This window comes from Mycobacterium sp. NGS17 (genome assembly GCF_059813205.1).
Genome location: NZ_JCALED010000001.1, coordinates 645,741 through 671,724 on the forward strand (window position 1 = coordinate 645,741; position 25,984 = coordinate 671,724).

Below are 25,984 nucleotides of genomic sequence, written 5' to 3' on the forward strand. Positions count from 1 at the left end.
AGCGGTTCCGGAGTTGATGCGGCGGGTTCGGTGGGTGTGTTGGCGGTCTTGGCCGAGCCCGAGATGCGCGCCGAGTTGGACCGGGTGGCGGCGGCCGCCGGCGTCCGTGTGGTGCACGCCAGTGACGCCTCTCCGGTCAGCCGCAAGAGTTGGGCGGCGGCCGCGGCCGTCGCGTTGGATGCACGCGCGGCGGCGCGCTGCCAGCGCTGGGCGCTGCCGCGCCGCGATCACGTGACCGTGCTGACGCTGCTCGAACCGGATGCGACGACGTGGGCGGCCGCCGTCGAGGTCGGCGCCGAGCATGTGTTGCGGCTGCCCGTCCAGGAAGCGGATTTGGTCCGCGCACTCGCCGAGGCCGCCGAATCGTCGCGCGACGACGGGTCGCGCGGCCACGCCGTCGCTGTCATCGGGGGCTGCGGCGGAGCCGGCGCCTCCTTGTTCGCGGTCGCCTTGGCTCAGGCCGCCGCCGACGCGCTGTTGGTGGATCTCGACCCGTGGGGCGGCGGCCTCGACTTGTTGCTCGGTGGCGAAACCGCGCCGGGGCTGCGCTGGCCGGATCTGGCGTTGCAGGGCGGGCGGCTCAACTGGTCGGCCGTCCGGGACGCGCTGCCCCGGCACCGCGGAGTCAGCGTGCTGTCCGGCACGCGGCGCGGTTACGAGTTGGATGCCGGGCCGGTGCACGCCATCGTCGACGCCGGCCGGCGCGGCGCGGTCACCGTCATCTGCGACCTTCCCCGTCGTCTCACCGACGCGACCCAAGCCGCACTGAACGCCGCCGACTTGGTGGTCGTCGTCAGCCGTTGTGACGTGCGGGCATGCGCGGCGACCGGTGCGCTCGGTCCGGTCCTGGCGTCGATGAACCCCAATATCGGTCTGGTGGTGCGGGGCCCTTCGCCTGCGGGATTGCGCGCGGTCGAGATCGCCGAGATCGCGGGCCTGCCGTTGCTGGCGGCGATCAAAGCGCAGCCCCAACTCGCAGAGCAGATCGACCGCGGCGGTCTGCGGCTAGGGCGACGCTCGGCGCTCGCGGTGGCGGCGCATCAAGTGCTCGGCGTGCTCCCGCCCGCCGGTGCGCGGCGACGCGCGGGACAGAACGGCAAGGCGACGTGAGCGGTTCGCTGATCGAACGTGTCCGGGAGAGGCTGGCCGGCGAGGCCGGCCCGCTGGGGCCGGCGGTGGTGGCCGCCGCGATCCGGGCCGAGTCCGGTGGGATGCTCGGCGACACCGAGGTGCTGTCCAACCTCCGGGTGCTGCAGACCGAACTCACCGGTGCCGGCATCCTCGATCCGCTGCTTTGCGCAAACGGAACGACCGATGTCCTGGTCACCGCGCCGGATGCCGTGTGGGTCGACGACGGCACGGGCCTGCGGCGCACCGAGATTCGTTTTCCGGACGAAGCGGCGGTGCGGCGGCTGGCGCAGCGGTTGGCGCTGGCCGCCGGCCGTCGCCTGGACGACGCGCAGCCCTGGGTGGACGGCGAGCTGACCGGCATCGGCCCCGGCGGCTTCGCGGTGCGGCTGCACGCGGTGTTGCCGCCGGTGGCCGCCGCGGGCACCTGCATTTCGCTGCGCGTCCTGCGGCCCGCCAGTCAGGAGTTGGGGGCCCTGATCGCCGCGGGTGCGATCGAGCCCGTAGCCGCGGCACTGGTCACCGACATCATCGAAGCCCGGCTCGCATTCCTGGTCAGCGGAGGGACCGGGGCCGGAAAGACGACGCTGCTCGCCGCGATGCTGGGCGCCGTGGCGCCAACGGAACGGATCGTCTGCGTCGAGGATGCCGCGGAGCTGGCGCCGCGCCACCCGCATCTGGTGAAGCTGGTCGCCCGATGCGCCAACATCGAAGGCGTCGGCGAGGTTCCGGTACGCCAGCTGGTCCGGCAGGCGCTGCGGATGCGGCCCGACCGCATCGTGGTCGGCGAGGTCAGGGGCGCCGAGGTGGTGGACCTGCTGGCCGCGCTGAACACCGGCCATGACGGCGGCGCGGGCACCGTGCACGCCAACAGCCCCGGCGAAGTTCCCGCCCGCCTCGAGGCGTTGGGTGCGCTCGGCGGCCTGGATCGTGCCGCACTGCACAGCCAACTCGCCGCCGCCGTGCAGGTGTTGCTGCACGTCGAGCGCGACCGCGGCGGGCGGCGGCGGCTCAGCGAAATCGCTGCGCTGCAACAGGATCAAGGGCAGGTTCGCGCGGTCACCGTCTGGCATGCGGACCAGGGCATGACGGATGCCGCCCCGCAACTGCAGCGCCTGCTGCGCGGCAGGATATCGGCGTGAACGGCCCGCTGGCCGGCGCTCTGCTGGTGTCGCTGGCGCTGATCGTCGTCCGGCCCTCCCCGCGACGGCGACTGTCGCCGTCACCGCAGCGTTGGCTCCCGCCGGTCGGGCTTCGTGGGGCGCGCTGCGTCGCCGCGGGCGTCGGCTGCATCGCCATGATCGTGCTGCCGCTGACGACCGTCCTGTGCGCCGCTGTCGTCGGCGCGACTGCCGGACTGCGGTATCGGCGACGACGGCGCGGACGGCGCGCCACAGCCGAGGGCCACGCGCTTCAAGCCGCCCTCGAGGTGCTGGTCGGTGAATTGCGGGCCGGCTCGCATCCGGTGCGCGCGTTCTGCGTCGCCGCCGACGACAGCGCCGGTGCGGTTGCGGTATCAATGCGCTCGGTGGCGGCGCGGGCCCGGTTGGGGGCCGACGTCGCGGCCGGCCTGGCCGCCGCGGCCCGTTACTCGGCGTTGCCCATGCATTGGGAGCGGCTCGGGCTGTGCTGGCGGCTGGCCAGCGACAACGGGCTGGGAATAGCCACCCTGATGCGTGCCGCTCAGCGCGATATCGCTGAGCGGCAACGGTTCTCGGCCCGGGTGTCCTCGAGCCTGGCCGGCGCGCGGGCAACCGCGGCGATACTGGCAGCGTTGCCGGTACTCGGCGTGCTGCTGGGCCAACTGATCGGGGCCCGGCCACTGAGCTTCTTGCTGGGCGGGCGCGCGGGCGGGTGGCTGCTGCTCGTCGGCTCGGCGCTGGCCTGCATCGGTCTGTTGTGGTCGGACCGCATCGCCGACCGGGTCGCGTCGTGAGCGCGCGTCGGCGATCCGAAGCGAAGCGATGAGGAGGGGCGTGCCACATGAATTTCGCAGCGGTGCTGTTGGCCGCGGCGCTCTGCATCGGTCCGGGCCCCTCGCTGGCGAGCCGCCGCGCCGCGATGCCGGTGCGCGGCGGTCGGCCCTTGCGGGGCCCGGCGGCGGCGCCCGGCCCGGATCCGCTGGCGGTCGCCTCCTGTCTGGACGTGCTGGCCGTGTGCCTGGGGGCGGGCATGGCGGTGTCGACGGCCGCGGCGGCCGCCGCCCCGTCCGCACCTCCGGATCTGGCCAGGGTGCTGCGCCGCGCCGCCGACCTGCTCGCGCTGGGCGCCGATCCCGCTGTCGCATGGTCGATTCCGCCCGGCCCGCAGGATCCGGCCGACCCGCACATCGACGCGCTGCTGCGACTGGCCCGGCGTTCGGCGTCCTCGGGGGCGGCGCTGGCCGATGGCGTCACCGAGTTGGCCGAGGAGTCTCGCCAGGACGCCGCGCACGCGGCGACCGCGGCCGCCGAGCGGGCCGGCGTACTGATCGCCGGACCGTTGGGTCTGTGCTTCCTGCCGGCGTTCATCTGCCTGGGCATCGTCCCGGTGGTGGCCGGCTTGGCCGGTGAAGTTCTGCAGTCGGGCCTGCTGTGAAACGAAGGGAAGACATTGGTGATCAACATGATTCGCGGCCTCTGCGCACGTGCCGTCATCCTGGTGGCCGACGAGTCGGGCATGTCGACCGTCGAGTACGCCATCGGGACCATCGCGGCGGCGGCCTTCGGTGCGGTGCTCTACACCGTCGTCACCGGCGACTCCATCGTCTCCGCGCTGACCAACATCATCGGTCGTGCGCTCAACACCAAGGTGTAGTCGCCAGTGCGGGCGCCAGCACGGTGGAGGCGGCACTGGGCATCGCCGCGCTCGTGGTGGTGCTGGTGCTGTGCCTGGCCGGTGTCACCGCGGTATCGATGCAGGTGCGCTGCGTCGACGCTGCCCGCGAAGCCGCCCGGCTGGCGGCCCGCGGCGACCAACGCTCGGGCGTGGCCGCGGCGCGCCGGCTCGCGCCCGGCGGTGCCCGAGTCGACTTGCGGCGCGACGGCGATTTCCTGGTGGCCACCGTCGTCGCGCATTCGAAGTTGTTGCCCACCATCGACATTGCGGCCAGAGCGGTCTCGGCGGCCGAGCCGGGCCGGTGAGCGGGGGTCGGCCACCCTGGTCGCGGCCTGGATGATCGTGGTGCTGCTGACGGCGACCGGGGCCGGCGCCTACCTGGGCTCGGCGGTCGTGGCACGGCACCGCGCCCAGGCGGTGGCCGACCTGGCCGCGTTGGCGGCCGCGGCGCGGTTGGGTTCCGGGGCGGATGCTGCCTGCGCCACAGCCGCCGGCGTGGCCCGCCAGATGCGTACCGACGACATTCGCTGTGTCGTCGACGGTCTCGATGTCGTCGTCACCGCCCGGGTAGCGGTCGCCTTCGGCGGCGCGGCGAGGGCCGCGGCGCGGGCGGGGCCGGCGACCGGGGAATCCGGCTAGGGCGCGGCGTCGGGGCTGGGCGACAATCCCGCGGTGGCCAGCTCGTCGTCGGTGGGCAGCCGCAGCGACACCAGTCCGGCGTACGTATCCGGTTCCAGTTCCACGCGGTTGACGGTGACGTGCACCGGCACCCAATCACCGTCGTGCCCGGGCATCCGCAGCACCCGGCTGGTTGCGCCCCCGCTGAATTCCCTTGTCATGGTGGCCATCAGGTCGTGGTCGTCGGGATGAACCCGGGGCTTGCCCGTCTCGCTGCTGCGCCAGTCGTAGAAGGGGCAGGGCTCGTCGAGCCATTTCAGCAGAACCCACGTGTTGAGGTCGATCAGTGCGCGGTGCACGCCGGCCTGGGCCAGCCCGCTGAGGATTCGTTGCGCCAGAACGTCGGTCGAGACCTCCGGGCCCTTCAGTTCGGACGGCCAGTTCATCGCCCGCGCCACCAAGTGCTCCCGGCCGTCGGGCCCCGGTTCCAGAATCGTGCGTGCGACGAAACCTATCCGGATCGACTCACCGCGCCAGTCGGTGAGATCCCAAGTGCTGCACAGGGTTTGGTCGGGCTTGGCCTTGACCGCCATGGCCAGCACCTTGGTTTCGTTCGGATTGAGTTCACGCGACGGAAGGTCCTCGGCGAACGCCCTGCCGAACGTGACTTCTACCTCGGGATTCTTCCCGCTGTTGAGCAGCGACTCCCGGGTGTCGGTGGCCACGCCGAGCGTCAGGTCCCACTTCAACGGCCCCGGGATCGGCCGCTCGGGCGGCTCGACGTCGGCGGGGCCCGTCCAGACATGCACGCCGTGGATGAAACCGTCGGACATCACCACCGGTTCGGTGCGAATGATGCGGTCCCGCTTGGTCGTGATGCTGGTCAGGGCCTGGCCGGTCTGCACCGCCTCGGCGATCGCCGTGCGAACCGCGGCGAGATACGGGCTGCGGCGCAGGAAGGTGGTGATGGGCACCAGATTTTTGAGTTGACGGCCCTGCGCCACAACGGTGGGCTCACCCCCGAGCGTCTCCACGAGCAACCAGTCGTGGGCCATGCGGTCGACTTTACCGGTGAGCAGACCGGCCCAGGGGAGTGCCGGCGGTTTCGCCGGTGCCCAAGCCCGCAGGCATCCACACCCGCCGAGCCGCGTCGCCGGTGCTTGCGATGCCGTCGCGGCCTTGGTAACTTTTGCTGCTGCGCCCGCATCGTCGGGATTGTGGGCGGCGCACAACCGAGTCATTCCTGATCCGTGCGACAGCACGCCGCCATTTCTTGAGCAGCAGGAAATGCGTTCTTGGCGTAGGCGTCACAAGACAAACCCGGTGAATCGACCGTCGAGGGGTCGGTCGTCATCGGCGGGTTTGTGCTCCCGTGGCCCCTGCGCCAACTCTGCGAGGACCAGCTTCAGCACCAGCACCGCGCCCGCCTTGTCGAGTGGGTCGTTGCCGTTGCCGCACTTGGGGGACTGCACGCACGACGGGCACCCCCGCGGGCACTCGCATGCTTCGATGGCGGCTGCTGTCGCACCCAGCCAGGTGCGGGCCTGACGAAAGCCCCGCTCGGCGAATCCTGCGCCACCCGGATAGCCGTCGTAGACGAAGACGCTGGGCAAACCAAGGGGATCGGGCCCCACGGCGGTCGACAAGCCGCCGATGTCCCCGCGGTCGCAACTGGCCACCAGCGGCAGCAGCCCGATCGCCGCATGCTCGGCGGCGTGCAACGCTCCGGGGATCCGCGTGTCCTCAATGCCGTTGCGCCGCAGCGTGTCCCGGGTGATCGTGTACATCACCGCCGTGGTGGCCAAGGTGTGTTCCGGCATGTCCAACTCGATGAAGTCGATCACCTCGCCAGAGAGCCTGCGACGCAGATAGCCCACCACCTGGTGGGTGACCCTGACCGGCACCAGACCCAACGTGACCGCGCCGAACGCCAACCGCTCGCCCGTACCGGTGACGGCGATGTCGGTGATCTCGCGGGCGAACGTCGCGTAACCGGGGTCCTCGGCGTGCACGAACGCGATGCCCTCCTCGGGGTCCAGGGAGTCGACCACGTAGCTGTCGCCTTGATGCAGATACACCGCGCCGGGGTGGACGGTGGCCGGTGCCTGCCCGGCGCCGGCGCTGCCCAGCAGCCTTCCGGTATCGGCCTCGACGATGACGATCTGGCCGCCCGCCGAGCCTCGAATGTCCACGGCGGCATGGGGTTCCAGGCCGGGCACCGGGAAATACCGGCCGCCGCGCCGCCGCAGCAGCCCGTCGTCGACCAGGCCGTCGGCCACCTCAGTGGCGCCCAAAGCGCGCACCTCGGCCTCGTCCAGCGGTAGTTCGGTTGCCGCGCACAGCAGCTGCGGGCCCAGGATGTAGGGGTTGGCCGGGTCGATCACCACCCGCTCGACCGGCTTGTCCAGCAGTGCGGCCGGGTTGTGCACCAGATAGGTATCCAGCGGATCGTCCCGGGCGATCAGCACCACCAAGGCGCCCTGCCCGCGCCGGCCGGACCGGCCCGCCTGCTGCCAGAACGAGGCGACCGTGCCGGGGAAGCCGGCGAGCACCACCGCGTCGAGCCCCGCGATGTCCACGCCCAGTTCCAGCGCGTTGGTGGTGGCCAGGCCCCGCAACCGGCCCTCGGCCAGCGCGCGCTCCAGCGCGGTGCGGTCCTCGGCGAGGTAGCCGGCCCGATACGACGCCACGGTCGGCGACAGCTCCGGCGCGACGTCGTCCAACCTGGCCCGGGCGCCCAGCGCGGTCAATTCCGCGGCGCGGCGCGACCGCACGAACGTGAGCGTCTGAGCGCCCTCGGCGATCAGGTCGGCCATCACCCGCGCCGCCTCGGCACCGGCGGAGCGGCGCACCGGCGCGCCGTTCTCGCCGGTCAAATCGGCGCGCAGCGCTGGCTCCCACAACGCCACCGTCCGGGCGCCCTGGGGCGAACCGTCCTCGGTGACCTCCTCGACCGGCAAGCCGATGAGCTCGGTGGCCGTCGCGCCCGGCGAATCCGTTGTGGCGCTGGCGAAGATCACCGTCGGCGAGGACGAATAACGGGCGCCCAACCGCAGCAGGCGGCGCAGCACCATAGCCACGTTGGAGCCGAAAACTCCACGGTAGTAATGACATTCGTCGACGATCACGAATCGCAACCCGCGCAGCAGAACGGCCCAGCGGGCGTGGTTGCGCAAAATCGACAGATGGATCATGTCGGGATTGGAGAACAACCACCGCGAACGTTCCCGCGCGAAGCGCCGGACGTCGGCGGGGCTGTCACCGTCGTAGGCGGTGGGCGCGACGTCATGCAGCCGCGGAACGGCCGCGGTGAGCGCGTGCGCGGCCCGCAATTGGTCATGGCCCAACGCCTTGGTCGGTGACAGGTAGAGCACCCTGGCCCGCGGATCGGTCGCCAACGCGTTGAGGACGGGAAGCTGGTAGGCCAGCGACTTGCCCGAGGCGGTACCGGTGCTGAGCACCACGTGACGTCCGGCGTACGCCAGATCCGCGGCCGCGAACTGATGCGACCAGGGTGAGGTGATCCCGCGTTCGGCGAACGCGCTGACCACGTCGGCCTCGGCCCAGGCCGGCCAATCGAGCGGGCGGCCGCTGCGCGGTGGCAGTTCGGCGACATGGCGCAGCGGATGCTCGTCTGACGCGGTTCCGGCGAGTGCGGCGGCAAGCAGGTCGCTGCCGAAGCTCGCCATCTCACTCCTTCCGTGAATCCGTCGTGAAATCGGCCCCGCAATAGGCCTTCGAATCGGCGGGAGACACAAGTCTGTCGCCAACGCGATGAACATGGTTGACTATTTGCGGTCGCAGCTTCTGTGTTCGTGTCAAACTTTCGCAGGATCGACGTTGCGGCCGCGGTTCCTGCGAGGTTAATTGGTCGGGTGAAGTTCCGGCGACTCAGCGAGGTAAGCGGTCGTACCAGGCCCGGGGCATCGAAAGGCGATGCCCCGCACCCAGAAGAAAAGGAAAGATCGAGAGATGCCACAGGGAACTGTGAAGTGGTTCAACGCGGAGAAGGGCTTCGGGTTCATTGCTCCCGAAGACGGTTCCGCTGATGTGTTTGTCCACTACACGGAGATCCAGGGTTCGGGCTTCCGCACCCTCGAAGAAAACCAAAAGGTCGAGTTCGAGATCGGCCACAGCCCTAAGGGCCCCCAGGCCACCGGAGTCCGCTCCGTCTAAGACAGAGCAGACCTGAACGGATACCCCCCGTGCAGACCCGCCCAGCGGGTCACGCCGGGGGGTTTCCTCTTGTACTGCCGCGAGCACGTGTGCCCCGGACGCCGCGCCGGTTGCCTCAAGACGCGGACGGGCCCGCTGGCCTACTGTCGGGGGCGTGAGCCAGCTTTCCTTCTTCACAGCGGAGTCGGTGCCGCCCGCGGTCGCCGATCTTTCCGGGGTGCTGGCGGCGTCCGGGCAGATCGTCACCGTGGGTACCACCGGTGAGAATCCCGTCGGGGGTGCCCGGCTGTCCGTGGTCGTGGATCAGCCCTGGCGGGCCTCCGGGCTGGCCGAGATGATCCGGGAGGCCGGCCTGGTCGCGGAGATCAGCCGCACCGACGAGGACACCCCGCTGGTGCGGACGGCGGTGGACCCGTCATTGCGGACGCTGGCCACCGAATGGACGCGCGGTGCGGTCAAGACCGTGCCGCCGCGTTGGCTGCCCGGGCCGCGTGAGCTGCGGGCGTGGACACTGGCGGCCGGAAACCCGGAGGGCGAGCACTACCTGCTGGCGTTGGATCCCCACGCGCCGGACACGCACTCCCCGCTGGCGTCGGCTTTGATGCGCGTCGGGATCGCGCCCACCCTGATCGGCACCCGCGGCGGTCGGCCGGCGCTGCGGATCAGCGGACGCCGTCGGCTATCGCGCCTGGTAGAAAACGTGGGGGAGCCCCCCGAGGGCGCCGAGGCGTTATCGCGGTGGCCGCGCGTTTAGCCAGCAGATGGCGCCCGAAATCGCGTCGGCTTTTCGTCGTTGTCGCGAAGGTCAGTTTGCGTGGGCGCGCCCAAGGGTGCGAAATTGTCAGGTGCCGCAGGGCGAAGGAACGGTCGCGTACCTGAGTTTCACCGGAATTTTCGATGCCGACCTGTCATTCTTCCTGCAGGTGGTCTCGTGGGGGGACCAATCAGGGATGGAGCGTAAGGGCAGTTGGCTGACCCGAAACTGAAGGACACCGGCAGCGGCCGGCGGCGGCTCGTGATCGTCGAGTCGCCCACCAAGGCGCGCAAACTGGCCAGCTACCTGGGTTCCAGGTACATCGTCGAATCGTCGCGCGGTCACATCCGCGACCTCCCCCGGGCCGCGGCCGACGTGCCGGCCAAATTCAAGTCGGAGCCCTGGGCCCGCCTCGGGGTCAACGTCGACGCGGACTTCGAACCGCTGTACATCATCAGCCCCGAGAAGAAGAGCACGGTCACCGAGCTCAAGGGATTACTCAAGGACGTCGACGAGCTCTACCTGGCGACGGATGGCGACCGCGAGGGCGAGGCCATCGCCTGGCACCTGCTGGAAACCCTCAAGCCGAACATTCCGGTCAAGCGGATGGTGTTTCACGAGATCACCGAGCCGGCGATCCTCGAGGCCGCCGAAAACCCCCGGGACCTCGACATCGACCTGGTCGACGCGCAGGAGACCCGGCGCATCCTGGACCGCCTGTACGGCTACGAGGTCAGCCCGGTGCTGTGGAAGAAGGTCGCGCCCAAGCTGTCGGCGGGCCGGGTCCAATCGGTGGCCACCCGCATCATCGTGCAGCGGGAACGCGACCGCATGGCGTTTCGCAGCGCCTCTTACTGGGACATCCTGGCCAAGCTGGACGCCAGCGTGTCCGATCCGACGGCACAACCGCCCGCCTTCACCGCCCGGCTGACCGGCGTCGACGGCCTGCGCGTGGCGACCGGCCGCGACTTCGACTCGCTGGGGCAGCTGCGCAAGGCCGACGAGGTGACGATCCTCGACGAGGCGAGCGCGACGCAGCTGGCCGCTGGCCTGCGCGGCGCGCAGCTCACCGTCGCGTCGGTGGAGGAAAAGCCCTACACCCGGCGCCCGTACGCGCCGTTCATGACCTCGACGCTGCAGCAGGAGGCCGGCCGCAAGCTGCGGTTCTCCTCCGAGCGCACGATGAGCATCGCCCAGCGGCTTTATGAGAACGGCTACATCACCTATATGCGTACCGACTCCACGACGCTGTCGGAGTCGGCGATCAACGCCGCGCGCACCCAGGCGCGCCAGCTCTACGGCGCCGAATACGTCTCCCCGTCGCCGCGCCAGTACACACGCAAGGTCAAGAACGCCCAGGAGGCCCACGAGGCGATCCGGCCCGCGGGTGAGACGTTCGCGACGCCGGACGCGGTGCGCCGCGAGCTCGACGGCGACGAATTCCGCATCTACGAGCTGATCTGGCAACGCACGGTGGCCTCGCAGATGGCCGACGCGCGCGGCACCACGCTGAGCCTGCGGATCAACGGCCAATCAGCCGGCCGGGACGTAATGTTTTCGGCCAGCGGTCGCACCATCACCTTCGCGGGCTTTTTGAAGGCTTACGTGGAGACGGTGGACGAGTTGGCCGGTGGCGAGGCCGACGACGCCGAGAGTCGGCTGCCGCAGCTGACCCAGGGCCAGCGGCTGGACGCCCTCGAACTCACCCCCGACGGCCACGCCACCAACCCGCCGGCGCGCTACACGGAGGCGTCACTGGTCAAGGCCCTCGAAGAGCTGGGCATCGGCCGTCCGTCGACGTACTCCTCGATCATCAAGACCATCCAGGACCGCGGCTACGTGCACAAGAAGGGCAGCGCGCTGGTGCCGTCCTGGGTGGCGTTCGCCGTAACCGGTTTGCTGGAACAACATTTCGGCCGCCTGGTCGACTACGACTTCACCGCCGCGATGGAAGACGAGCTCGACGCGATCGCCTCGGGACAGGAACGGCGCACCGACTGGCTCAACAATTTCTACTTCGGCGGCGAGCACGGGGTGGCCGACTCGGTGGCCCGCTCCGGTGGCCTGAAGAGACTGGTCGGCGTCAACCTGGAGGGCATCGACGCTCGAGAAGTCAACTCCATCAGGCTCTTTGACGACGAGCAGGGCCGGCCGGTGTACGTGCGGGTGGGCAAGAACGGGCCGTACCTGGAACGCATGGTGGCCGGCGACCCCGATGATCCCAGCGGCGAACTGAAACCGCAGCGGGCCAACCTCAACGATTCGCTGACCCCCGACGAGCTGACGCTGGAGGTGGCCGAGCAGCTGTTCGCCACCCCGCAAGAGGGTCGCGTGCTCGGGGTCGACCCGAACACCGGCCACGAGATCGTCGCCAAGGACGGGCGCTACGGGCCATACGTTTCCGAGGTTCTGCCGGAGCCACCGCCCGACGACGACGGCAACGCCGCGCCGGCGAAGAAGGGCAAGAAGCCCACGGGCCCCAAGCCTCGCACCGGTTCGCTGCTGCGCACCATGGACCTGCAGACGGTGACGCTCGAGGACGCGCTGCGGCTGCTTTCGCTGCCGCGGGTGGTCGGCGTCGACCCCGCCTCCGGCGAGGAGATCACCGCGCAGAACGGCCGCTACGGCCCATACCTGAAGCGCGGCACCGATTCTCGCTCGCTGGCGACCGAGGAGCAGATGTTCGACATCACCCTCGAGGAAGCGCTGAAGATCTACGCCGAACCCAAACGCCGCGGAAGGCAAGGCGCCGCCGCGCCGCCGCTGCGTGAGTTGGGCGCCGACCCGGCGACGGGCAAGCCGATGGTGATCAAGGACGGCCGGTTCGGGCCGTACGTCACCGACGGTGAGACGAACGCCAGCCTGCGCAAGGGCGATGACGTCCTCTCCATCACCGACGAGCGCGCCGCGGAACTGCTGGCCGACCGCCGGGCGCGGGGTCCGGCCAAGCGTCCCGCGAAGAAGGCCGCCCGCAAGGCCCCGGCCAAGAAGGCCGCGGCCAAGAAGGCCGCCAAGCGCAGCTAGCCCGGCTCAGTAGCCCGGGCCGATGGTCTCACCGGACATCTCCTGGGCCCGGACCTGCGTGGGCGCGGAATCCGTGTCGGCCAGGTGCACGGGGCGCGCCAGCTGGGTGGGCGCCCGGCGGCCGCGCAGCTCGACGACCTCGCCGACATCCCAGCACAGGGCTTCGGCGTCCAGCGCCCCACTGACCGCGATCGCCGACGCGAGCACGTGCCCCGGTTCGAGCTTGGCCAGCTCGGTCAGCCGGGCGGCCTCGTTGACCGGGTCCCCGATCACGGTGTACTCGAAGCGGGCCTGCGCGCCGATGTGGCCGGCGATGGCCCGCCCGGAGGACACCCCGATGCCGAACTCCGCCGAACCGATGACCGGCAGCAGCGCGTCGTGCAGTTCCCGGGCCGCGGCCAGCGCCCCACCGGGTGAGTCGGGATGTTCGATCGGCGCGCCGAAGATGGCCAGCGCGGCGTCGCCCTGGAACTTGTTGACGAAACCCCCATGCTTGCCGACGGTTTCGACGACCACCCGGAAGAACTCGTTGAGCAGGTGGACGACCTCGGCGGGTGGGCGGGTCGCGGCCAGCTGGGTGGAGCCGACCAGGTCCACGAACAGCACCGCGACATCGCGCTCCTGGCCGCCCAGCTCGGTGCCACGCTCCAGCGCCCGCCGGGCCACGTCCTCACCGACGTAGCGGCCGAACAGGTCGCGCAGTCGCTGCCGCTCGGACAGGTCGCGCACCATGTCGTTGAAGCCCGCCTGCAGCAGGCCCAGCTCGCTGGCGTCGTAGATCTGCATGTGCGCGTTGTAATTTCCGCGCTGCACCTCCGAGAGCGCCCAGCGCAGTTGGCGCAGCGGGTCGGCGATCGACATGGCCACCAGCAGCGTGCTGATCAACCCGATGCCCAGCGCCGCCACCGCCAGCAACAGGATCGGGGTGAACAACTTCTCCGGCGTCGCATGCAGCAGCGAGATCTTGTCGGCCACCACCGCCAGCACGATCGCCAGCACCGGCACGGCGGTGGACAGCATCCAGGTCAGGATCTGGCGCAGGATGACCCCGGGCGCCTTGACGTTCTCGGGCACCCCGCTGCGCAGGGCGGCCACCGCGACCGGCCGCAGCACCCGCTCGGACTGCAGGTACCCGATGATCGAGGTGGCCGCGGCGCCCAGCCCGGTGGCCACCGCCACCACGGGAGCGGCGTATCTGGCCACCGACCAGCTGGCGATAATGAACACCACGCTGCCGATGGCCCAGGCCACGATGCTGATCAAGGTGCGGTAGAACGGCATTCGCAGCGCCCGGCTGCGGGCGAGTTCGGTGGCCGCGGGATCGGCCTCGGCGAGCATGTTGTCGCGGCGCTGCCACCGGAACACCGGCAGCAGCAGCCGCAGAGTCAGGGCCAGTCCGGTGAGGAAGACGACGACCAGCGCGGTGGCGAAGATCGCCACGTTCAGGACTGGCAGGTCCTGTAACTGGATGCGGTCTTCGGGCGGCAGCGCGTAGCGAAGGAAGCCGAGCACGAACAGTGCGCCGATGATGTCGGCCTGCAGCATGCTGAGCGAGAACAGCGGCCACGGCGTGCGCATCACCCAGCGGACGAATGCGCTGATCCGCCCCGGTAGTGCCGCCGCCGTTGTCACCAACCCACCGTATCGGTCACCGGTGACCCTTCGGAAACTTAATACCGATCTCGGCGGGCGGCCCGGGGCCCGCCACGACGTCGAAGATAACGGAATGGTCGCGGTACGGTGGCCGTTCGGTATCTGTCGGCAGCGCCATTACTGTTACCGGTGATGTCCGGGGTGTTTACGCGGCTGGTAGGCCAGGATGCGGTGACGGCCGAGCTATTGGCGGCCGCCCACGCCGCTCGCGGTGACTCAGCGCACAGCGGGGTGGCCGCCGGGACTATGACACACGCGTGGCTGATCACCGGTCCGCCGGGTTCCGGACGCTCGGTGGCGGCGTTGTGTTTCGCGGCCGCGCTGCAGTGCACGTCCGACGGCGAGCCGGGCTGCGGGCGTTGCCACGCGTGCACGACGACCATGGCCGGCACCCACGCCGACGTGCGGCGGGTGATCCCCGAAGGCCTGTCCATCGGCGTCGACGAGATGCGCTCGATCGTGCAGATCGCGTCGCGGCGGCCCGCCACCGGCCATTGGCAGATCGTGGTGATCGAGGATGCGGACCGGCTGACCGAAGGCGCCGCCAACGCCCTGCTGAAGGTGGTCGAGGAACCGCCGCCGTCGACGGTGTTCCTGCTGTGCGCGCCGTCGGTGGATCCCGAGGACATCGCCATCACGTTGCGTTCCCGGTGCCGGCATGTGGCGCTGGTGACGCCGTCGACCGAGGCGATCGCGCACGTGCTGGTCGACAGCGACGGCCTGACACCAGACACGGCGAGCTGGGCGGCGTCGGTCAGCGGTGGCCATGTGGGCCGGGCGCGACGGCTGGCCACCGACCCCGAGGCCCGCGCGCGCCGGGAGCGGTCGCTGACGCTGGTGCGCGACGCCGCCACCCCGTCGCGGGCCTACGCCGCCGCCGAAGAGCTGGTGGCGGCGGCCGAAGCCGAGGCCATCGTGCTGACCGCGGACCGCGCCGAGGCCGAGACCGAAGAGCTGCGCACGGCCTTGGGCGCCGGCGGCACCGGCAAGGGCACCGCGGGCGCGATGCGCGGCGCGGCCGGAGCGCTGAAGGACCTTGAGCGACGGCAGAAGTCGCGTCAGACCCGGGCCTCGCGAGATTCCCTGGACCGCGCGCTGATCGACCTGGCGACCTACTTCCGGGACGCGCTGATGACGTCGGCCAACGCCGACGCGGTGCGGGCCAACCATCCCGATATGGCTGAACGGGTCGCGGCGCTGGCCGCCCACGCCCCACCCGCGCGGCTGCTGCGCTGCATCGAAGCGGTGCTCGAATGCCGCGAGGCGCTGGCGATCAACGTCAAGCCGAAGTTCGCCGTCGACGCCATGGTCGCCACCATCGGCCAGGAACTGCGCGATTGATTTCGTGGTGCCCGCCCGCCTGCCGTAGACTCGTGCCGCCCGGCGTGCGGGTATGCCGCCTTAGCTCAGTCGGTAGAGCGATTCACTCGTAATGAATAGGTCGGGGGTTCGATTCCCCCAGGCGGCTCCATATTTCCGCCCAGCGTCACGCCAGGGTGGCTGTCGGCGTCGAGGGTCACGCTGGCGTGACAATCGCCGGACCAATCAAGCCGGTGCGACGAACCCCACCGGGCCCGATGCGAGACACAACGCCAGCGCGGTCGTGTTGGCGCGCACGGTGATCGCGTCCCCGGCGCCCGGCAGCCGGGCGAAGACCCGGTTGAGTCCCGGATGCACCGGCACCTTGACCGCGGGGCCCTGCGTCATCGACAACGTCATCGAGCCCTCGCTGTTGGCCAGGTAGTTCAGTTCGACGGTCCAGTCGGCGGGCAGCAGCGGGCCGTCGAGGACCATCCGCGCCGGCCTGTCCGGCTGCGCGAAGTAGCCGCACTGCGACATCGGCCCGGGCGCGATGGTCCGAACCCAGGTGACCCGCGCCTTGATCAGCCGTCCCGAGCTATCGATCATGCGCAATTGGGTTGTTGCAGAAGCGAATTCGGGCCTATCGCGCAGCAGGGCGAAAAGGTGGCTGGCCAGATTCTCCGGCGCGGCCACCCGCTGCAGCACCAACGGATCGACCTCCTGATCCAGCAGCGGCGCGTCCGAGGCCGCACGCGCGGCCGCCAGAGATGCCCGGGCGTTCCGCAGGTAGGGCTGCGCGGGGTTGTCGCGCCAGCTGGTCAGGAACGTCGACGTCGAGTACAGGCTGCTGGCCACGAACAACACCGCCAACACCGCGACAACCGCGGTGCGTTTCGGCGAAGCGTCGAGCCGGCGCGGCCCGGCCCGCCGGTTGGGGGCGCACAATGCGACGGCGGCCAGCAGTGCCAGCACCACGACCAGATCCGGCAGGTAGCGCAGCGTCTGCGCGAGTTCCAGCGCGGTCTGCTTCGAGGACCGCATCAAATAGATCGGCACCTGACAGGCCACGGCGTAGCCGACGGCGACCAGCCACACCGGACCGATGCGTTCCTTGCGAACCAGCGACAGCGCCACGGTTCCGGCCAGCACCAGCCAGCCGAGGGCCATCACCGACAGCGGGGGCGTGGCCCAGGGCGAGGCCGGCGCCCAGCGGTCCCAGTGCCACGGCCCGCCGGCCAGCCCCGGCACGATGCCGTGCGTGATCGAGCGCATCAGGAGTTGCCACGTCATCGACAGGTCGGAACTCCACCGCTGCTGATTGACGACGCCCAGATACAGCGCGACCCAGGCCGCGGTGAGGGCCAGGGCGGCGATCCACAATCGCCGGCCGGCCCGCCACACCGTCGCCAGCGCCGACCCGAGGCTCCGATCGCCGGTCACGTGGCACAGCAGCGCGGTCACCGCGAACGCGACGAACGGGATCACCGCGGCCTTCTCGAAGAACAGCAGCCCGCCGAAGTACACGACCACGCCCGTCGCGGCGTAGCGCCGGCTGCCGGTGCGCACCAGCAGGATGGCGTCGGCGCACACCCAGGCCAGCGCGGCCAGCATCGGCAGCGAGTTCAGCGCCGCCGCCCACCACGCGAATCCGGGCACGGCCAACGGCGTGAACAACGCGAACGTCAACGGGATCAACAGCACCGGCCGCCAGCCCAAGATGACGTACAGGGCCCGCAACAACGCCAGCGAGGCCAGCAGTTGCAGCACCACCAGGCTGACCGCGGGCCAGGTCCAGTTCAGCGGCGCAAGCCGGATGATGATGCCCGCGACCAGAAATGCCCCGGGCATGACGTGTCCGTCATGGTCGTCGAACAGATACGACGGCGCGAGCAGGTTGTGGGTGCCGGCCTTGCCGATGAGGATCAGGTCATCCCAGTAGAAGTAGCCACCGAAGGCCAGGACCGCGCGCACCACCAGCTGCACCGCGATGAGCGTGGCGGCCAGGGCAGCTATGTATGGTGGGCCGGTGCGTGCACTGGTTACCGGGGCGGCCGGATTCATCGGGTCGACGCTAGTCGACCGGCTGTTGGCCGACGGTCATGCGGTGGTGGGGCTGGACAACTTCGCCTCCGGCCGCGCGACCAACCTCGAGCACCTGGCCGGCAATCCGGCATACGCCTTCGTCGAGGCGGACATCGTGACCGCCGACCTGGAGGCCATCCTCGACGAGCACCGCCCGGAGGTGGTGTTTCACCTGGCGGCGCAGATCGACGTGCGGCACTCGGTGGCCGACCCGCAATTCGACGCTTCGGTCAACGTGATCGGCACGGTGCGGCTGGCCGAGGCCGCGCGACGGGCGCAGGTCCGCAAGGTCGTGCACACCTCCTCGGGCGGATCCATCTACGGGACCCCGCCGCGCTACCCCACGCCCGAGACCGTGCCGACCGACCCCGCGTCGCCGTACGCGGCGGGCAAGGTGGCGGGCGAGATCTACCTGAACACCTTCCGCCACCTGTACGGCCTGGACTGCTCGCACATCGCCCCGGCGAATGTCTATGGCCCCCGCCAGGATCCGCACGGTGAGGCCGGTGTGGTGGCGATCTTCGCCCAGGCGCTGCTCTCGGGTAAGCCCACCAAGGTCTTCGGCGACGGCGGCAACACCCGGGACTACGTTTTCGTCGACGATGTCGTGGACGCCTTCGTCAAGGCATCCGGCGATGCGGGCGGCGGCCAGCGGTTCAACATCGGCACCGGCATCGAAACCTCGGACCGCCAGCTGCATTCGGCGGTCGCGGCCGCCGTCGGCGGGCCCGACGACCCGGAATTCGCGCCGCCGCGGCTCGGCGACCTCAAGCGGTCCTGCCTCGACATCGGTTCGGCCGCAGCGGTATTGGGCTGGAAACCGAAGGTCGACCTAGCCGACGGGGTGGCCCGCACGGTGGAATTCTTCCGCCGGACGCAGAACCGCTAGCCCGCTTCGGGCGCCTGAGCGGACTCCAGCGCCACCGCCCGGGCCAGCCGCGCGTAGCGCAGCTCGAGGTCCTTGAACCGCATGTAGGTGCTGAGCGTGGTGAAGCAGAACGCCATGATCAGCGCGTAGAGCATCAGGTCGGTCCCGCGGCGCACCCCGAACCACTGCGCCACCACCGTCGTGTCATCGGGTCGCAGCACGGCGTAGATGCCGGCCAGCACGAACACCACGTAGCCCACCTTCACCCACGCCTTCGACCGCGAATTGCGGCGCGAGCGCAACAGATACACCAGCAGCGCAACGATCGCCCCGATCAGCAGCACCTGGATCCAGTTCATGGAGTCCTCCCTCGCAGGAACCCGTCGAAAATGATGTTGACGCCGTTGAGCAGGGGCTGGCCCTTCGACATCGAGTACTCGGTGTAGAGCACCTCGATCGGCTCTTCGGTGACACGCCAATGGTTTTCGTCGATCAACATGATGAATTCGTTGGCGTGGCTCATGCCGCTCATCGTGATGTCCAACCCGTCGGCGACCTTCTTGTTGAACACCCGAAGCCCATTGTTAGTGTCGGTCAGGCCAAGTCGGCGGCCGCGCCGGCTCAACCGCGCGGCGGTCTGCAACACGATCCGTTTCACGAACGGCGGCCGGGCGCCGTGCTGCGCGCCGAACCGGGTGCCGACGACGACGTCGACGTCGCCGGCGCCCAACCGGTCGACCATCGTCGCCAGATCCTTGACGCGGTGCTGGCCGTCGGCGTCGAAAGTGGCGAAAATCTGGGCCCCCGGCTGCTTGCGCGCGTACTCGACACCGGTCTGGATCGCGGCGCCCTGGCCGAGGTTGATCGGGTGCCTCACCAGGTGAGCGCCGGCCCGCCGGGCGATCTCGCCGGTGTCGTCGGCGCTGCCGTCGTCCACGCACACGACATGGTCGAACACCGCGCGCACATCAGCTACCACCTCGCCGATGACAGCTGCTTCGTTGAAGGCGGGAATGACGACCCAGACGACATCCGTTTCAATACCCATTTAAGCCCACAAGGTACACGCTGCTGCGGCCATATCAGCCGGTAGAGCGCGCGGCGCGCGACAAAGCGACCAAGTGAACGCCGATCCCCACCGCCGGGCCGCACAGCAGTCCGACCACGGTTCGGGTCTGCAGGGACAGCGGCAGCAATAGCAGCAACCCCGACGCGACCGTGGCGCTCACCCAGCCCAGCGAGTAGGCCCGGTGCAGCGCGGCGGCCACCGCCGCCGCGCCCGTCAGCGTCAGCATGGCGATCGCCACCGCCGCCGCGGTCAGCCAGGCCAGCAGCGCGCTGCTGGCCTGGTACTGCGGCCCGAAGGCGACCCGCAACAGCCACGGACCCACCACGGCCGCGGCCGCCACCCCGACCGCGCCGATCGCCCCGACGATCGCCGCCGGCGCGAGCAGGGCACGAATCCGGTTGCTGCGCTCGTCGACGAAATGGGCAATCAGGTTGCCCTGCATGGCGGTCAGCGGCACCAGCAGTGGCGCACGGGTCAGCGTGACCGCCAGGATGATCACCCCGCCCTGCGCGCCGAGCTCGGCGCTGGTCAGTTTCAGCAGCACCGGAAATCCCATCACCAAGATGGCGCTGGCCCCGGCCGCGGTGATCGAATGCGCCGCGCCCCGGAGAAAGGTCGCGGTGCCGCCGGGGGTCAACAGGCGCGCGGTGGCTCTGGCCGCCGGCGAGGCCATCAGCAGGATCAGCCAGGCGACCGCGCCCGCCACCGTCGCCCACAAGAAACCGACCAGACGCCACCCGAGCGCCACCGCGGCCGCGGCCACCATCACGCGGATGACGGCGTCGGTCACCATCAGCGCGCCGTAGCGGGTCCACTGGTTGGTGCCGGCCAGCATGCCCAGCAGGGTGGCGTGCGCGCAGAACCCGGCCAGCCCGGCGGACAGCAGCGCCACCGATAGCAGCCGCGCCTCGACGAACACCCGTCCGCTCCACAACGGCGAGCTGCCGGCGATCACTACGGCCGCGGCCATCCCGACCAGCACCGCGACCCGCATCGGGTGGGTACGCGGTTCGCCGGGCGCCGGCAGGGCGGCCAGGTCGCTGACGTAGGGAGTCGAGCGAACTTCCCGGGTGGTCTCCTGCAGCAGCCCGTTGGCCGCGCCCGTCACCAGCCCGAAGGCGCCCCAGAACACGCCGAAGATCGAAAAGCCGCTCGGCGCCAGGTCACGGGCGGCCAGGTAGATCACCGCGTAGCCGCACACCGCCGTCACGGCCGTGGCGGTGCCGACCCGGGCCATGCTGCCGCGCGCCACCGGCCCCTGTGAGGCGCTGATCTCGGTCATCGGGGCAGCGGCGCTTTCGGCCGGTCGTCCCGATGTTTCGTCACAATTTGAAAATTCTATGCGGCCCGAAGCGATCCCCCTTCGCGCGATGCGGTTCGCTAGTGTGGTCGGCGGCCGGAAAGGATCCATGTCCGCTTTGCGTACCTTCGGGATCTCGCTTGCGGTCACCGCGGCGGCCCTGGGCGTCGGATATGCCTACGGCGGCCTCAAAGGTCTCTATCTGCTGGTGGTGCTGGCCGTCCTCGAGGTGTCGTTGTCGTTCGACAACGCCATCATCAACGCTTCGATCCTGAAACGGATGAGCCGCTTCTGGCAGCGGATGTTCCTGACCATCGGGATCCTCATCGCCGTGTTCGGCATGCGACTGCTCTTCCCGCTGCTCATCGTGTGGGCGACGGCGGGGCTCGGCCCGGTGCGCGCGATGGAGCTGGCCCTGCATCCGCCCGCGCACGGCGCGCTGGAGTTTCCGGACGGCTCGCCCAGCTACCACAAACTCGTGATGGCGGCGCACCCCCAGATCGCCGCGTTCGGTGGAATCTTCCTGTTGATGCTTTTCCTGGATTTCATTTTCTATGACCGAGAAATCAAGTGGCTCAAGTGGATTGAGATCCCGTTCGCGCGCCTGGGCCGGCTGGGGCAGGTGTCGCTGGTGGTCACCGGTCTGGTGCTGGTCGGGGTCGGCACGCAATTGACGCACTCGGGTGACGAGGCGGCGACGGTGCTGACCGCGGGGCTTTTGGGCATGGTGACCTATCTGGTGGTCAACGGGTTGAGCCGGGCGTTTCAACCATCCGACGCCGAAGCCGGCGAGACCGGCGCGGCGACGGGCCGGGCCGGCCTGACGCTGTTCCTCTACCTCGAAGTGCTCGATGCCTCCTTCTCATTCGACGGCGTCACCGGCGCGTTCGCCATCACCTCCGACCCCGTCGTCATCGCGCTGGGGCTGGGACTGGTGGGCTCGATGTTCGTCCGGTCGATCACCATCTACCTGGTCAGCCAGGAGACGTTGGGCCGGTACGCGTACCTGGAACACGGCGCGCACTGGGCCATAGGTGCGCTCGCGGTCATCATGCTGGTCTCCATCGAGCCCAGGTTCGAAGTCCCCGAGGCGTTCACCGCTTCGATCGGCGTGGTCTTCATTGCGGCGGCGCTGGGCTGGAGCATCCTGCGCAATCGCCGCGACGCCCGCGCCGGGGGCTAGCGCCCGCAGGTGTGGTTCAGTGCCCTTCGGTCTTGAACCGCTCGATCGAGCGCTGGATCTCTGCTTCGGCTTCTTCGCGGCCAACCCAGTCCGCGGCCTTGACGAACTTGCCCGGTTCCAGGTCCTTGTAGTGCACGAAGAAGTGCTTGATCACGTCCAGCTCGAATTCCGGCACGTCCCCGATGTCCTGAACGTGGTCCCAGCGGTGGTCACCGGCCGGCACGCACAGGACCTTGTCGTCGCCGCCCTTTTCGTCGGTCATCCGGAACATGCCCACCGGGCGGGCCTCGACGATCACGCCGGGAAACACCGACTGCGGCAACAGCACCATCGCGTCCAGCGGGTCGCCGTCCTCGCCCAGGGTGTCCTCGATGAAGCCGTAGTCGGTCGGGTAGGCCATCGCGGTGTACAGGTAGCGGTCCAGACGTAGCCGTCCAGTCTCGTGGTCGACTTCGTACTTGTTCCGCTGGCCCTTTTGGATCTCGATGGTCACGTCGAATTCCACCGCGTCGGCTCCTTGTCTGGTAGGCGGACCAATTTTGCTCTGCTACACCCTAGTCGAGCGCATCGGCGCCGATTCGGCAGAATGGCTTGGAGACAGTCAGGAGAGTGATGGCCCGTACTCGCTGGCAAAAATCCACCCCAGTGCTCATCGGGTTGGGTGTGCTGGTGTTCGTCGCCGCCGTCGTGGTGGCGGCGGTGTTTTTCACCACGACCGGACACGGCGCCAATAGCGCGCATGCCCCGATACCGCCCCCGCACGCCCCGGCGGTGAAGCCCGGCATGACGCCGGTGAGCGACACCGCCGAGCTACCCAGCGGGCCCGGCGTCAGCGCGATGCTGGCGCCGGTGGCGAGCGACCCCAACCTGGGCCGGCTAGGCGGACGGATCACGGACGCCATCACCGGAAAGGAGCTCTGGCAGGTGGCGGCCGACATGCCGTTGGTGCCGGCGTCGACCAACAAGGTGCTCACGGCGGCCGCGGCCTTGCTCACGCTGGACCATCAGGCCCGGATCAGCACTCGGGTGGTGGCCGGCAGCCAAAACGCCCAGGGACCCGTCGTGCTGGTGGGTGCGGGCGATCCGGCGCTGTCGGCCGCGCCGCCCGGCGTGGCGACGTGGTACCGGGGGTCGGCCCGGATCAGCGACCTTGTGGAACAGATCCGCCGCAGCGGCGTGACGCCGACCGCCGTACAGGTGGACACCTCGGCGTTCAGCGGTCCCACGATGGCGCAGGGTTGGGACCTGGCTGACGTCGACAACGGCGACATCGCGCCGATCGAGTCGGTGATGATCGACGCCGGCCGCATCCAGCCTTCGACGGTCAACTCGCGGCGGTCCCGGACCCCGGCGCTGGATGCCGGGCGGGAGCTGGCCAAGGCGCTGGGACTGGACCCGAACGCAGTCACGACCGCCGCCGCGCCGTCTGGGGCGCGGCAGCTGGCGGTCGTGCAATCGGCGCCGCTGGTCCAGCGGCTGTCCGAGATGATGGATCACTCGGACAACGTGCTGGCCGAATGCATCGCCCGCGAGGTGGCGGCCGCGATCAACCGGCCGCGCAGCTTCGCCGGCGCCGTCGACGCGGTGACCAACCGGCTGACCACCGCTCACGTCGACACCGCGGGCGCGACGCTGCTGGATTCCAGTGGACTCTCGGTCGACGATCGGCTGACGGCCAAGACGCTCGACGGCGTGCTGCAGGCCGCGGCGGGGCCCGACCAGCCGTCGCTGCGGGCGCTGCTGGATCTGCTCCCGATCGCCGCCGGCAGCGGGACGCTGGCCGATCGCTTCACCGACGCCTCCACCGCGCAGGGCCCCGCGGGCTGGCTGCGGGCCAAAACCGGCTCGCTGACCGGCATCAACGCGCTGGCCGGCGTGCTCACCGACCGTAGCGGCCGGGTGCTCACCTTCGCGTTCATCTCCAACGACGCCGGCCCGAACGGCCGCAACGTGATGGACGCGCTGGCGACCCGGCTGTGGTCCTGCGGGTGCTCATGACACCGGCGCCGGACTTGACGCTGGGCACCGCGGTCGACTGGAAGTTCGCGGCGTCGGTCGGTCGGCGGCTGGCCCGCCCGGGTCCGCCGTCCAGCGAGTACACCCGCCGCCAGGTGATCGACGAACTCGCCACCGCGTCCACCAAAGCCGAACCGTTGGTGCGTGACGTCACCGGCCTGGTCACCAACGGCGCGGTGCCGGCCGCGCGCATCGTCGACCGTTCCGACTGGATCGCCGCGGCCACCGAGTCGATGCGGGTGATGATGCACGGCACCGAGAAGCCGCGCGGCTTTCTGACCGGTCGCGTCACCGGCGCGCAGACCGGCGCCGTCCTGGCGTACGTGTCCTCGGGCATCCTCGGCCAATACGACCCGTTCGCCACTACTGACGGGGCCAAAACGGGCTGCCTCCTGCTGGTGTATCCCAACGTCATCGCCGTCGAGCGGCAACTCCGAATCGAACCGGCCGATTTCCGCCTATGGGTGTGCCTGCATGAGGTCACCCACCGAGTGCAGTTCACGGCCAACCCGTGGCTGCCCGACTACATGTCGCAGGCGCTGGGCCTGCTCACCCGCGACGCCGGCGAGGACATCGGGCAGGTGATCAGCCGGCTCGCCGACTACGCGCGCGGCCGCGCCGACAACGCGTCGGAATCCGACGCCAACTCCTCGGGAATCCTCGGGCTGGTGCGCGCGGTGCAGTCCGAACCGCAGCGGCAGGCGCTGGACCAGCTGCTGGTGCTGGGCACCCTGCTGGAGGGCCACGCGGATCACGTCATGGATGCCGTCGGGCCGATGGCGGTCCCGTCGGTGGCCACCATCCGGCGCCGGTTCGACGAGCGCCGCCACCGCAAGCAGCCGCCGCTGCAGCGGTTGTTGCGCGCACTGCTGGGGCTCGACGCCAAGCTCAGCCAATACACCCGCGGCAAGGCCTTCGTCGATCACGTGGTCGGCCAGGTGGGAATGGAGCGGTTCAACGCCATCTGGACGGGTCCCGACACGCTGCCGCTGCCCACCGAGATCGAAGAGCCCCAGCGATGGATCGACCGGGTGCTGTAGGCCAGCTGCGCGCGGCTGTCGAGGCGTTCATCAAGGCCCACCTCGCCACCGTCGAACAGTGGTGCGTGGCGCTGTCCGGCGGTCCAGATTCGCTGGCGCTCACCGCGGTCGCGGCCAAGCTACGACCCACCACCGCGGTCGTCGTCGACCACGGCCTGCAAACCGACTCGGCGGCAGTGGCCGAGACCGCCCGCGCTCAGGCCATTTCATTGGGATGCGTTGGGGCCCAAGTGGTTCGGGTGCAGGTGGGCAACCGGGGCGGTCCCGAGGCGGCGGCGCGCGCTGCCCGCTACGCCGCGTTGAGCGCATTCCACACCGGCCCGGTGCTGCTGGGCCACACGCTGGACGACCAGGCCGAGACGGTGCTGCTGGGGCTGGGCCGCGGGTCCGGGGTGCGTTCGATCGCCGGGATGCGTCCGTACGATCCGCCGTGGTGCCGGCCGCTGCTGGAGGTGCGTCGAGCCGTAACCCACGGTGCGTGCGAAGAGCTTGGGCTGACCCCCTGGCAGGATCCGCACAACACCGACCGCCGCTTCACCCGCACCCGACTGCGCGCCGAGGTACTGCCCCTGCTGGAGGACGTCCTCGGCGGTGGCGTGGCCGAGGCGCTGGCCCGCACCGCGACCTCGCTGCGCGAGGATTCCGATTTGATCGACACCCTGGCGGCCCGCGCGCTGCCCGAGACCAAGGCGGACTCCGGCCTGCTGGCGCAGGCGCTGGCGGGGCTGGACGCCCCCGTGCGGCGGCGGGTGATCCGGACCTGGCTGCTGACCGGCGGCGCAACGAACCTGACCGACAAGCAGATTCGCGGGGTGGACGCCCTGGTCACCGGCTGGCATGGGCAGGGCGGGGTGGCGGTGGGCTCGTCGCTGCCCGAGGAACGACTGTTCGCGGGCCGCCGCGACGGGGTGCTGAGGCTGTGGAGCGAGCCGGTCGGCAAACCGGTCCGATAGC

At 70.1% G+C, this 25,984-nt stretch carries 24 protein-coding genes and 1 tRNA gene; 17 read left to right on the forward strand and 8 right to left on the reverse strand.

What is annotated here, in order from left to right; genetic code table 11:
* The first annotated feature begins 48 nt into the window (after nucleotides 1–48).
* Genes ssd through AC5Y7E_RS03200 form a run of 7 tightly spaced genes read left to right on the forward strand, consistent with a single transcriptional unit; the run spans nucleotide 49 to nucleotide 4,584 of the window.
* Nucleotides 49–1,110, forward strand: a complete 1,062-nt coding sequence (gene ssd / locus AC5Y7E_RS03170) for a septum site-determining protein Ssd (RefSeq protein ID WP_499947580.1) — start codon at nucleotides 49–51, stop codon at nucleotides 1,108–1,110.
* Nucleotides 1,107–2,270, forward strand: a complete 1,164-nt coding sequence (locus AC5Y7E_RS03175; protein WP_499947392.1) for a TadA family conjugal transfer-associated ATPase — start codon at nucleotides 1,107–1,109, stop codon at nucleotides 2,268–2,270. The genes ssd and AC5Y7E_RS03175 overlap by 4 nt, the downstream gene beginning before the upstream one ends.
* Nucleotides 2,267–3,064, forward strand: a complete 798-nt coding sequence (locus AC5Y7E_RS03180) for a type II secretion system F family protein (protein WP_499947393.1) — start codon at nucleotides 2,267–2,269, stop codon at nucleotides 3,062–3,064. The genes AC5Y7E_RS03175 and AC5Y7E_RS03180 overlap by 4 nt, the downstream gene beginning before the upstream one ends.
* A gap of 47 nt (nucleotides 3,065–3,111) precedes the next feature.
* Nucleotides 3,112–3,705 carry a type II secretion system F family protein gene (locus AC5Y7E_RS03185; protein WP_499917090.1) on the forward strand — a complete coding sequence of 198 codons (594 nt, stop codon included), beginning with the start codon at nucleotides 3,112–3,114 and terminating at the stop codon, nucleotides 3,703–3,705.
* A 27-nt stretch (nucleotides 3,706–3,732) separates the two neighbouring features.
* A complete protein-coding gene (locus tag AC5Y7E_RS03190; RefSeq protein ID WP_499947583.1) occupies nucleotides 3,733–3,924 on the forward strand; it encodes a DUF4244 domain-containing protein in 192 nt (63 codons plus the stop codon).
* 23 nt (nucleotides 3,925–3,947) lie between these two features.
* A complete protein-coding gene (locus tag AC5Y7E_RS03195) occupies nucleotides 3,948–4,250 on the forward strand; it encodes a TadE family type IV pilus minor pilin (RefSeq protein WP_499947394.1) in 303 nt (100 codons plus the stop codon).
* Nucleotides 4,210–4,584, forward strand: a complete 375-nt coding sequence (locus AC5Y7E_RS03200) for an Rv3654c family TadE-like protein (RefSeq protein WP_499947395.1) — start codon at nucleotides 4,210–4,212, stop codon at nucleotides 4,582–4,584. The genes AC5Y7E_RS03195 and AC5Y7E_RS03200 overlap by 41 nt, the downstream gene beginning before the upstream one ends.
* On the opposite strand, the gene AC5Y7E_RS03205 is transcribed toward AC5Y7E_RS03200, so the two are convergent.
* Nucleotides 4,581–5,618, reverse strand: a complete 1,038-nt coding sequence (locus AC5Y7E_RS03205; protein ID WP_499917087.1) for a PAS domain-containing protein — start codon at nucleotides 5,616–5,618, stop codon at nucleotides 4,581–4,583. The two genes, AC5Y7E_RS03200 and AC5Y7E_RS03205, sit on opposite strands and share 4 nt — an antisense overlap.
* A gap of 252 nt (nucleotides 5,619–5,870) precedes the next feature.
* Nucleotides 5,871–8,252, reverse strand: coding sequence for a DEAD/DEAH box helicase (locus tag AC5Y7E_RS03210; RefSeq protein WP_499947396.1), 2,382 nt, complete (start codon nucleotides 8,250–8,252; stop codon nucleotides 5,871–5,873).
* 283 nt (nucleotides 8,253–8,535) lie between these two features.
* On the opposite strand from AC5Y7E_RS03210, the gene cspA reads away from it, so the two are divergent.
* From cspA to topA, 3 genes are all read left to right on the forward strand, one after another.
* A complete protein-coding gene (gene cspA, locus AC5Y7E_RS03215) occupies nucleotides 8,536–8,739 on the forward strand; it encodes a cold shock protein CspA (RefSeq protein WP_007166602.1) in 204 nt (67 codons plus the stop codon).
* Between the two features lie 154 nt (nucleotides 8,740–8,893).
* Nucleotides 8,894–9,493 carry a hypothetical protein gene (locus AC5Y7E_RS03220; protein ID WP_499917085.1) on the forward strand — a complete coding sequence of 200 codons (600 nt, stop codon included), beginning with the start codon at nucleotides 8,894–8,896 and terminating at the stop codon, nucleotides 9,491–9,493.
* Nucleotides 9,494–9,706: 213 nt separating this feature from the next.
* Nucleotides 9,707–12,517: a type I DNA topoisomerase gene (gene topA / locus AC5Y7E_RS03225; protein WP_499947397.1), complete on the forward strand. Its 2,811-nt coding sequence runs from the start codon at nucleotides 9,707–9,709 to the stop codon at nucleotides 12,515–12,517.
* Nucleotides 12,518–12,523: 6 nt separating this feature from the next.
* On the opposite strand, the gene AC5Y7E_RS03230 is transcribed toward topA, so the two are convergent.
* A complete protein-coding gene (locus tag AC5Y7E_RS03230; RefSeq protein ID WP_499917083.1) occupies nucleotides 12,524–14,149 on the reverse strand; it encodes an adenylate/guanylate cyclase domain-containing protein in 1,626 nt (541 codons plus the stop codon).
* Between the two features lie 153 nt (nucleotides 14,150–14,302).
* Here AC5Y7E_RS03230 and AC5Y7E_RS03235 point away from each other — a divergent pair, with 153 nt between their 5' ends.
* Together AC5Y7E_RS03235 and AC5Y7E_RS03240 are read left to right on the forward strand one after the other, a co-directional pair.
* Nucleotides 14,303–15,511, forward strand: coding sequence for a DNA polymerase III subunit delta' (locus AC5Y7E_RS03235; protein ID WP_499947398.1), 1,209 nt, complete (start codon nucleotides 14,303–14,305; stop codon nucleotides 15,509–15,511).
* A gap of 54 nt (nucleotides 15,512–15,565) precedes the next feature.
* Nucleotides 15,566–15,641: transfer RNA gene (locus AC5Y7E_RS03240), tRNA-Thr, on the forward strand.
* A 74-nt stretch (nucleotides 15,642–15,715) separates the two neighbouring features.
* On the opposite strand, the gene AC5Y7E_RS03245 is transcribed toward AC5Y7E_RS03240, so the two are convergent.
* Nucleotides 15,716–17,533: a hypothetical protein gene (locus tag AC5Y7E_RS03245; RefSeq protein WP_499947399.1), complete on the reverse strand. Its 1,818-nt coding sequence runs from the start codon at nucleotides 17,531–17,533 to the stop codon at nucleotides 15,716–15,718.
* Here AC5Y7E_RS03245 and AC5Y7E_RS03250 point away from each other — a divergent pair.
* On the forward strand, nucleotides 17,499–18,443 hold the full coding sequence (locus AC5Y7E_RS03250) for an NAD-dependent epimerase/dehydratase family protein (RefSeq protein WP_499947400.1): 945 nt from the start codon (nucleotides 17,499–17,501) through the stop codon (nucleotides 18,441–18,443). The genes AC5Y7E_RS03245 and AC5Y7E_RS03250 overlap by 35 nt on opposite strands.
* Here AC5Y7E_RS03250 and AC5Y7E_RS03255 read toward each other — a convergent pair.
* The 3 genes from AC5Y7E_RS03255 to AC5Y7E_RS03265 are packed head-to-tail and all read right to left on the reverse strand — an operon-like array spanning nucleotide 18,440 to nucleotide 20,773.
* Complete coding sequence (locus tag AC5Y7E_RS03255) at nucleotides 18,440–18,781, reverse strand: DUF2304 domain-containing protein (protein ID WP_499917079.1); 342 nt, start codon at nucleotides 18,779–18,781, stop codon at nucleotides 18,440–18,442. The two genes, AC5Y7E_RS03250 and AC5Y7E_RS03255, sit on opposite strands and share 4 nt — an antisense overlap.
* Nucleotides 18,778–19,470, reverse strand: a complete 693-nt coding sequence (ppgS, locus tag AC5Y7E_RS03260) for a polyprenyl-phospho-N-acetylgalactosaminyl synthase PpgS (RefSeq protein WP_499917078.1) — start codon at nucleotides 19,468–19,470, stop codon at nucleotides 18,778–18,780. Before ppgS ends, AC5Y7E_RS03255 begins: the two co-directional genes overlap by 4 nt.
* Nucleotides 19,471–19,504: 34 nt before the next feature.
* The gene (locus tag AC5Y7E_RS03265) at nucleotides 19,505–20,773 is read right to left on the reverse strand and encodes a hypothetical protein (protein ID WP_499947401.1); all 1,269 of its coding nucleotides are present in this window, start codon (nucleotides 20,771–20,773) and stop codon (nucleotides 19,505–19,507) included.
* Between the two features lie 127 nt (nucleotides 20,774–20,900).
* Between AC5Y7E_RS03265 and AC5Y7E_RS03270 the strand changes: the two genes are divergently transcribed.
* Complete coding sequence (locus AC5Y7E_RS03270; protein ID WP_499947402.1) at nucleotides 20,901–21,974, forward strand: DUF475 domain-containing protein; 1,074 nt, start codon at nucleotides 20,901–20,903, stop codon at nucleotides 21,972–21,974.
* A 16-nt stretch (nucleotides 21,975–21,990) separates the two neighbouring features.
* Here the strand turns inward: AC5Y7E_RS03270 and AC5Y7E_RS03275 are convergent, their stop codons facing one another.
* Nucleotides 21,991–22,479, reverse strand: coding sequence for an inorganic diphosphatase (locus tag AC5Y7E_RS03275; protein ID WP_499917075.1), 489 nt, complete (start codon nucleotides 22,477–22,479; stop codon nucleotides 21,991–21,993).
* 107 nt (nucleotides 22,480–22,586) lie between these two features.
* On the opposite strand from AC5Y7E_RS03275, the gene dacB reads away from it, so the two are divergent.
* The 3 genes from dacB to tilS are packed head-to-tail and all read left to right on the forward strand — an operon-like array spanning nucleotide 22,587 to nucleotide 25,983.
* On the forward strand, nucleotides 22,587–23,972 hold the full coding sequence (gene dacB, locus AC5Y7E_RS03280; RefSeq protein WP_499947403.1) for a D-alanyl-D-alanine carboxypeptidase/D-alanyl-D-alanine endopeptidase: 1,386 nt from the start codon (nucleotides 22,587–22,589) through the stop codon (nucleotides 23,970–23,972).
* Nucleotides 23,969–25,030, forward strand: a complete 1,062-nt coding sequence (locus AC5Y7E_RS03285; protein ID WP_499917073.1) for a zinc-dependent metalloprotease — start codon at nucleotides 23,969–23,971, stop codon at nucleotides 25,028–25,030. Before dacB ends, AC5Y7E_RS03285 begins: the two co-directional genes overlap by 4 nt.
* Nucleotides 25,009–25,983, forward strand: coding sequence for a tRNA lysidine(34) synthetase TilS (gene tilS / locus AC5Y7E_RS03290; protein ID WP_499947404.1), 975 nt, complete (start codon nucleotides 25,009–25,011; stop codon nucleotides 25,981–25,983). The genes AC5Y7E_RS03285 and tilS overlap by 22 nt, the downstream gene beginning before the upstream one ends.
* Nucleotide 25,984 lies beyond the last annotated feature (1 nt).

Excerpts from the sequence above, each read along its gene's own strand:
- AC5Y7E_RS03255 (WP_499917079.1), bottom strand. The coding sequence starts at position 18,781 with ATGAACTGGATCCAGGTGCTGCTGATCGGGGCGATCGTTGCGCTGCTG.
- AC5Y7E_RS03245 (WP_499947399.1), bottom strand. The coding sequence starts at position 17,533 with ATGAATCCGGCCGCCCCGGTAACCAGTGCACGCACCGGCCCACCATAC.
- AC5Y7E_RS03185 (WP_499917090.1), top strand. The coding sequence starts at position 3,112 with ATGAATTTCGCAGCGGTGCTGTTGGCCGCGGCGCTCTGCATCGGTCCG.
- AC5Y7E_RS03205 (WP_499917087.1), bottom strand. The coding sequence starts at position 5,618 with ATGGCCCACGACTGGTTGCTCGTGGAGACGCTCGGGGGTGAGCCCACC.
- cspA (WP_007166602.1), top strand. The coding sequence starts at position 8,536 with ATGCCACAGGGAACTGTGAAGTGGTTCAACGCGGAGAAGGGCTTCGGG.
- AC5Y7E_RS03235 (WP_499947398.1), top strand. The coding sequence starts at position 14,303 with ATGTCCGGGGTGTTTACGCGGCTGGTAGGCCAGGATGCGGTGACGGCC.
- AC5Y7E_RS03270 (WP_499947402.1), top strand. The coding sequence starts at position 20,901 with ATGTCCGCTTTGCGTACCTTCGGGATCTCGCTTGCGGTCACCGCGGCG.
- AC5Y7E_RS03210 (WP_499947396.1), bottom strand. The coding sequence starts at position 8,252 with ATGGCGAGCTTCGGCAGCGACCTGCTTGCCGCCGCACTCGCCGGAACC.
- tilS (WP_499947404.1), top strand. The coding sequence starts at position 25,009 with ATGGATCGACCGGGTGCTGTAGGCCAGCTGCGCGCGGCTGTCGAGGCG.
- AC5Y7E_RS03190 (WP_499947583.1), top strand. The coding sequence starts at position 3,733 with ATGATTCGCGGCCTCTGCGCACGTGCCGTCATCCTGGTGGCCGACGAG.
- AC5Y7E_RS03265 (WP_499947401.1), bottom strand. The coding sequence starts at position 20,773 with ATGACCGAGATCAGCGCCTCACAGGGGCCGGTGGCGCGCGGCAGCATG.
- dacB (WP_499947403.1), top strand. The coding sequence starts at position 22,587 with ATGGCCCGTACTCGCTGGCAAAAATCCACCCCAGTGCTCATCGGGTTG.
- ppgS (WP_499917078.1), bottom strand. The coding sequence starts at position 19,470 with ATGGGTATTGAAACGGATGTCGTCTGGGTCGTCATTCCCGCCTTCAAC.
- AC5Y7E_RS03285 (WP_499917073.1), top strand. The coding sequence starts at position 23,969 with ATGACACCGGCGCCGGACTTGACGCTGGGCACCGCGGTCGACTGGAAG.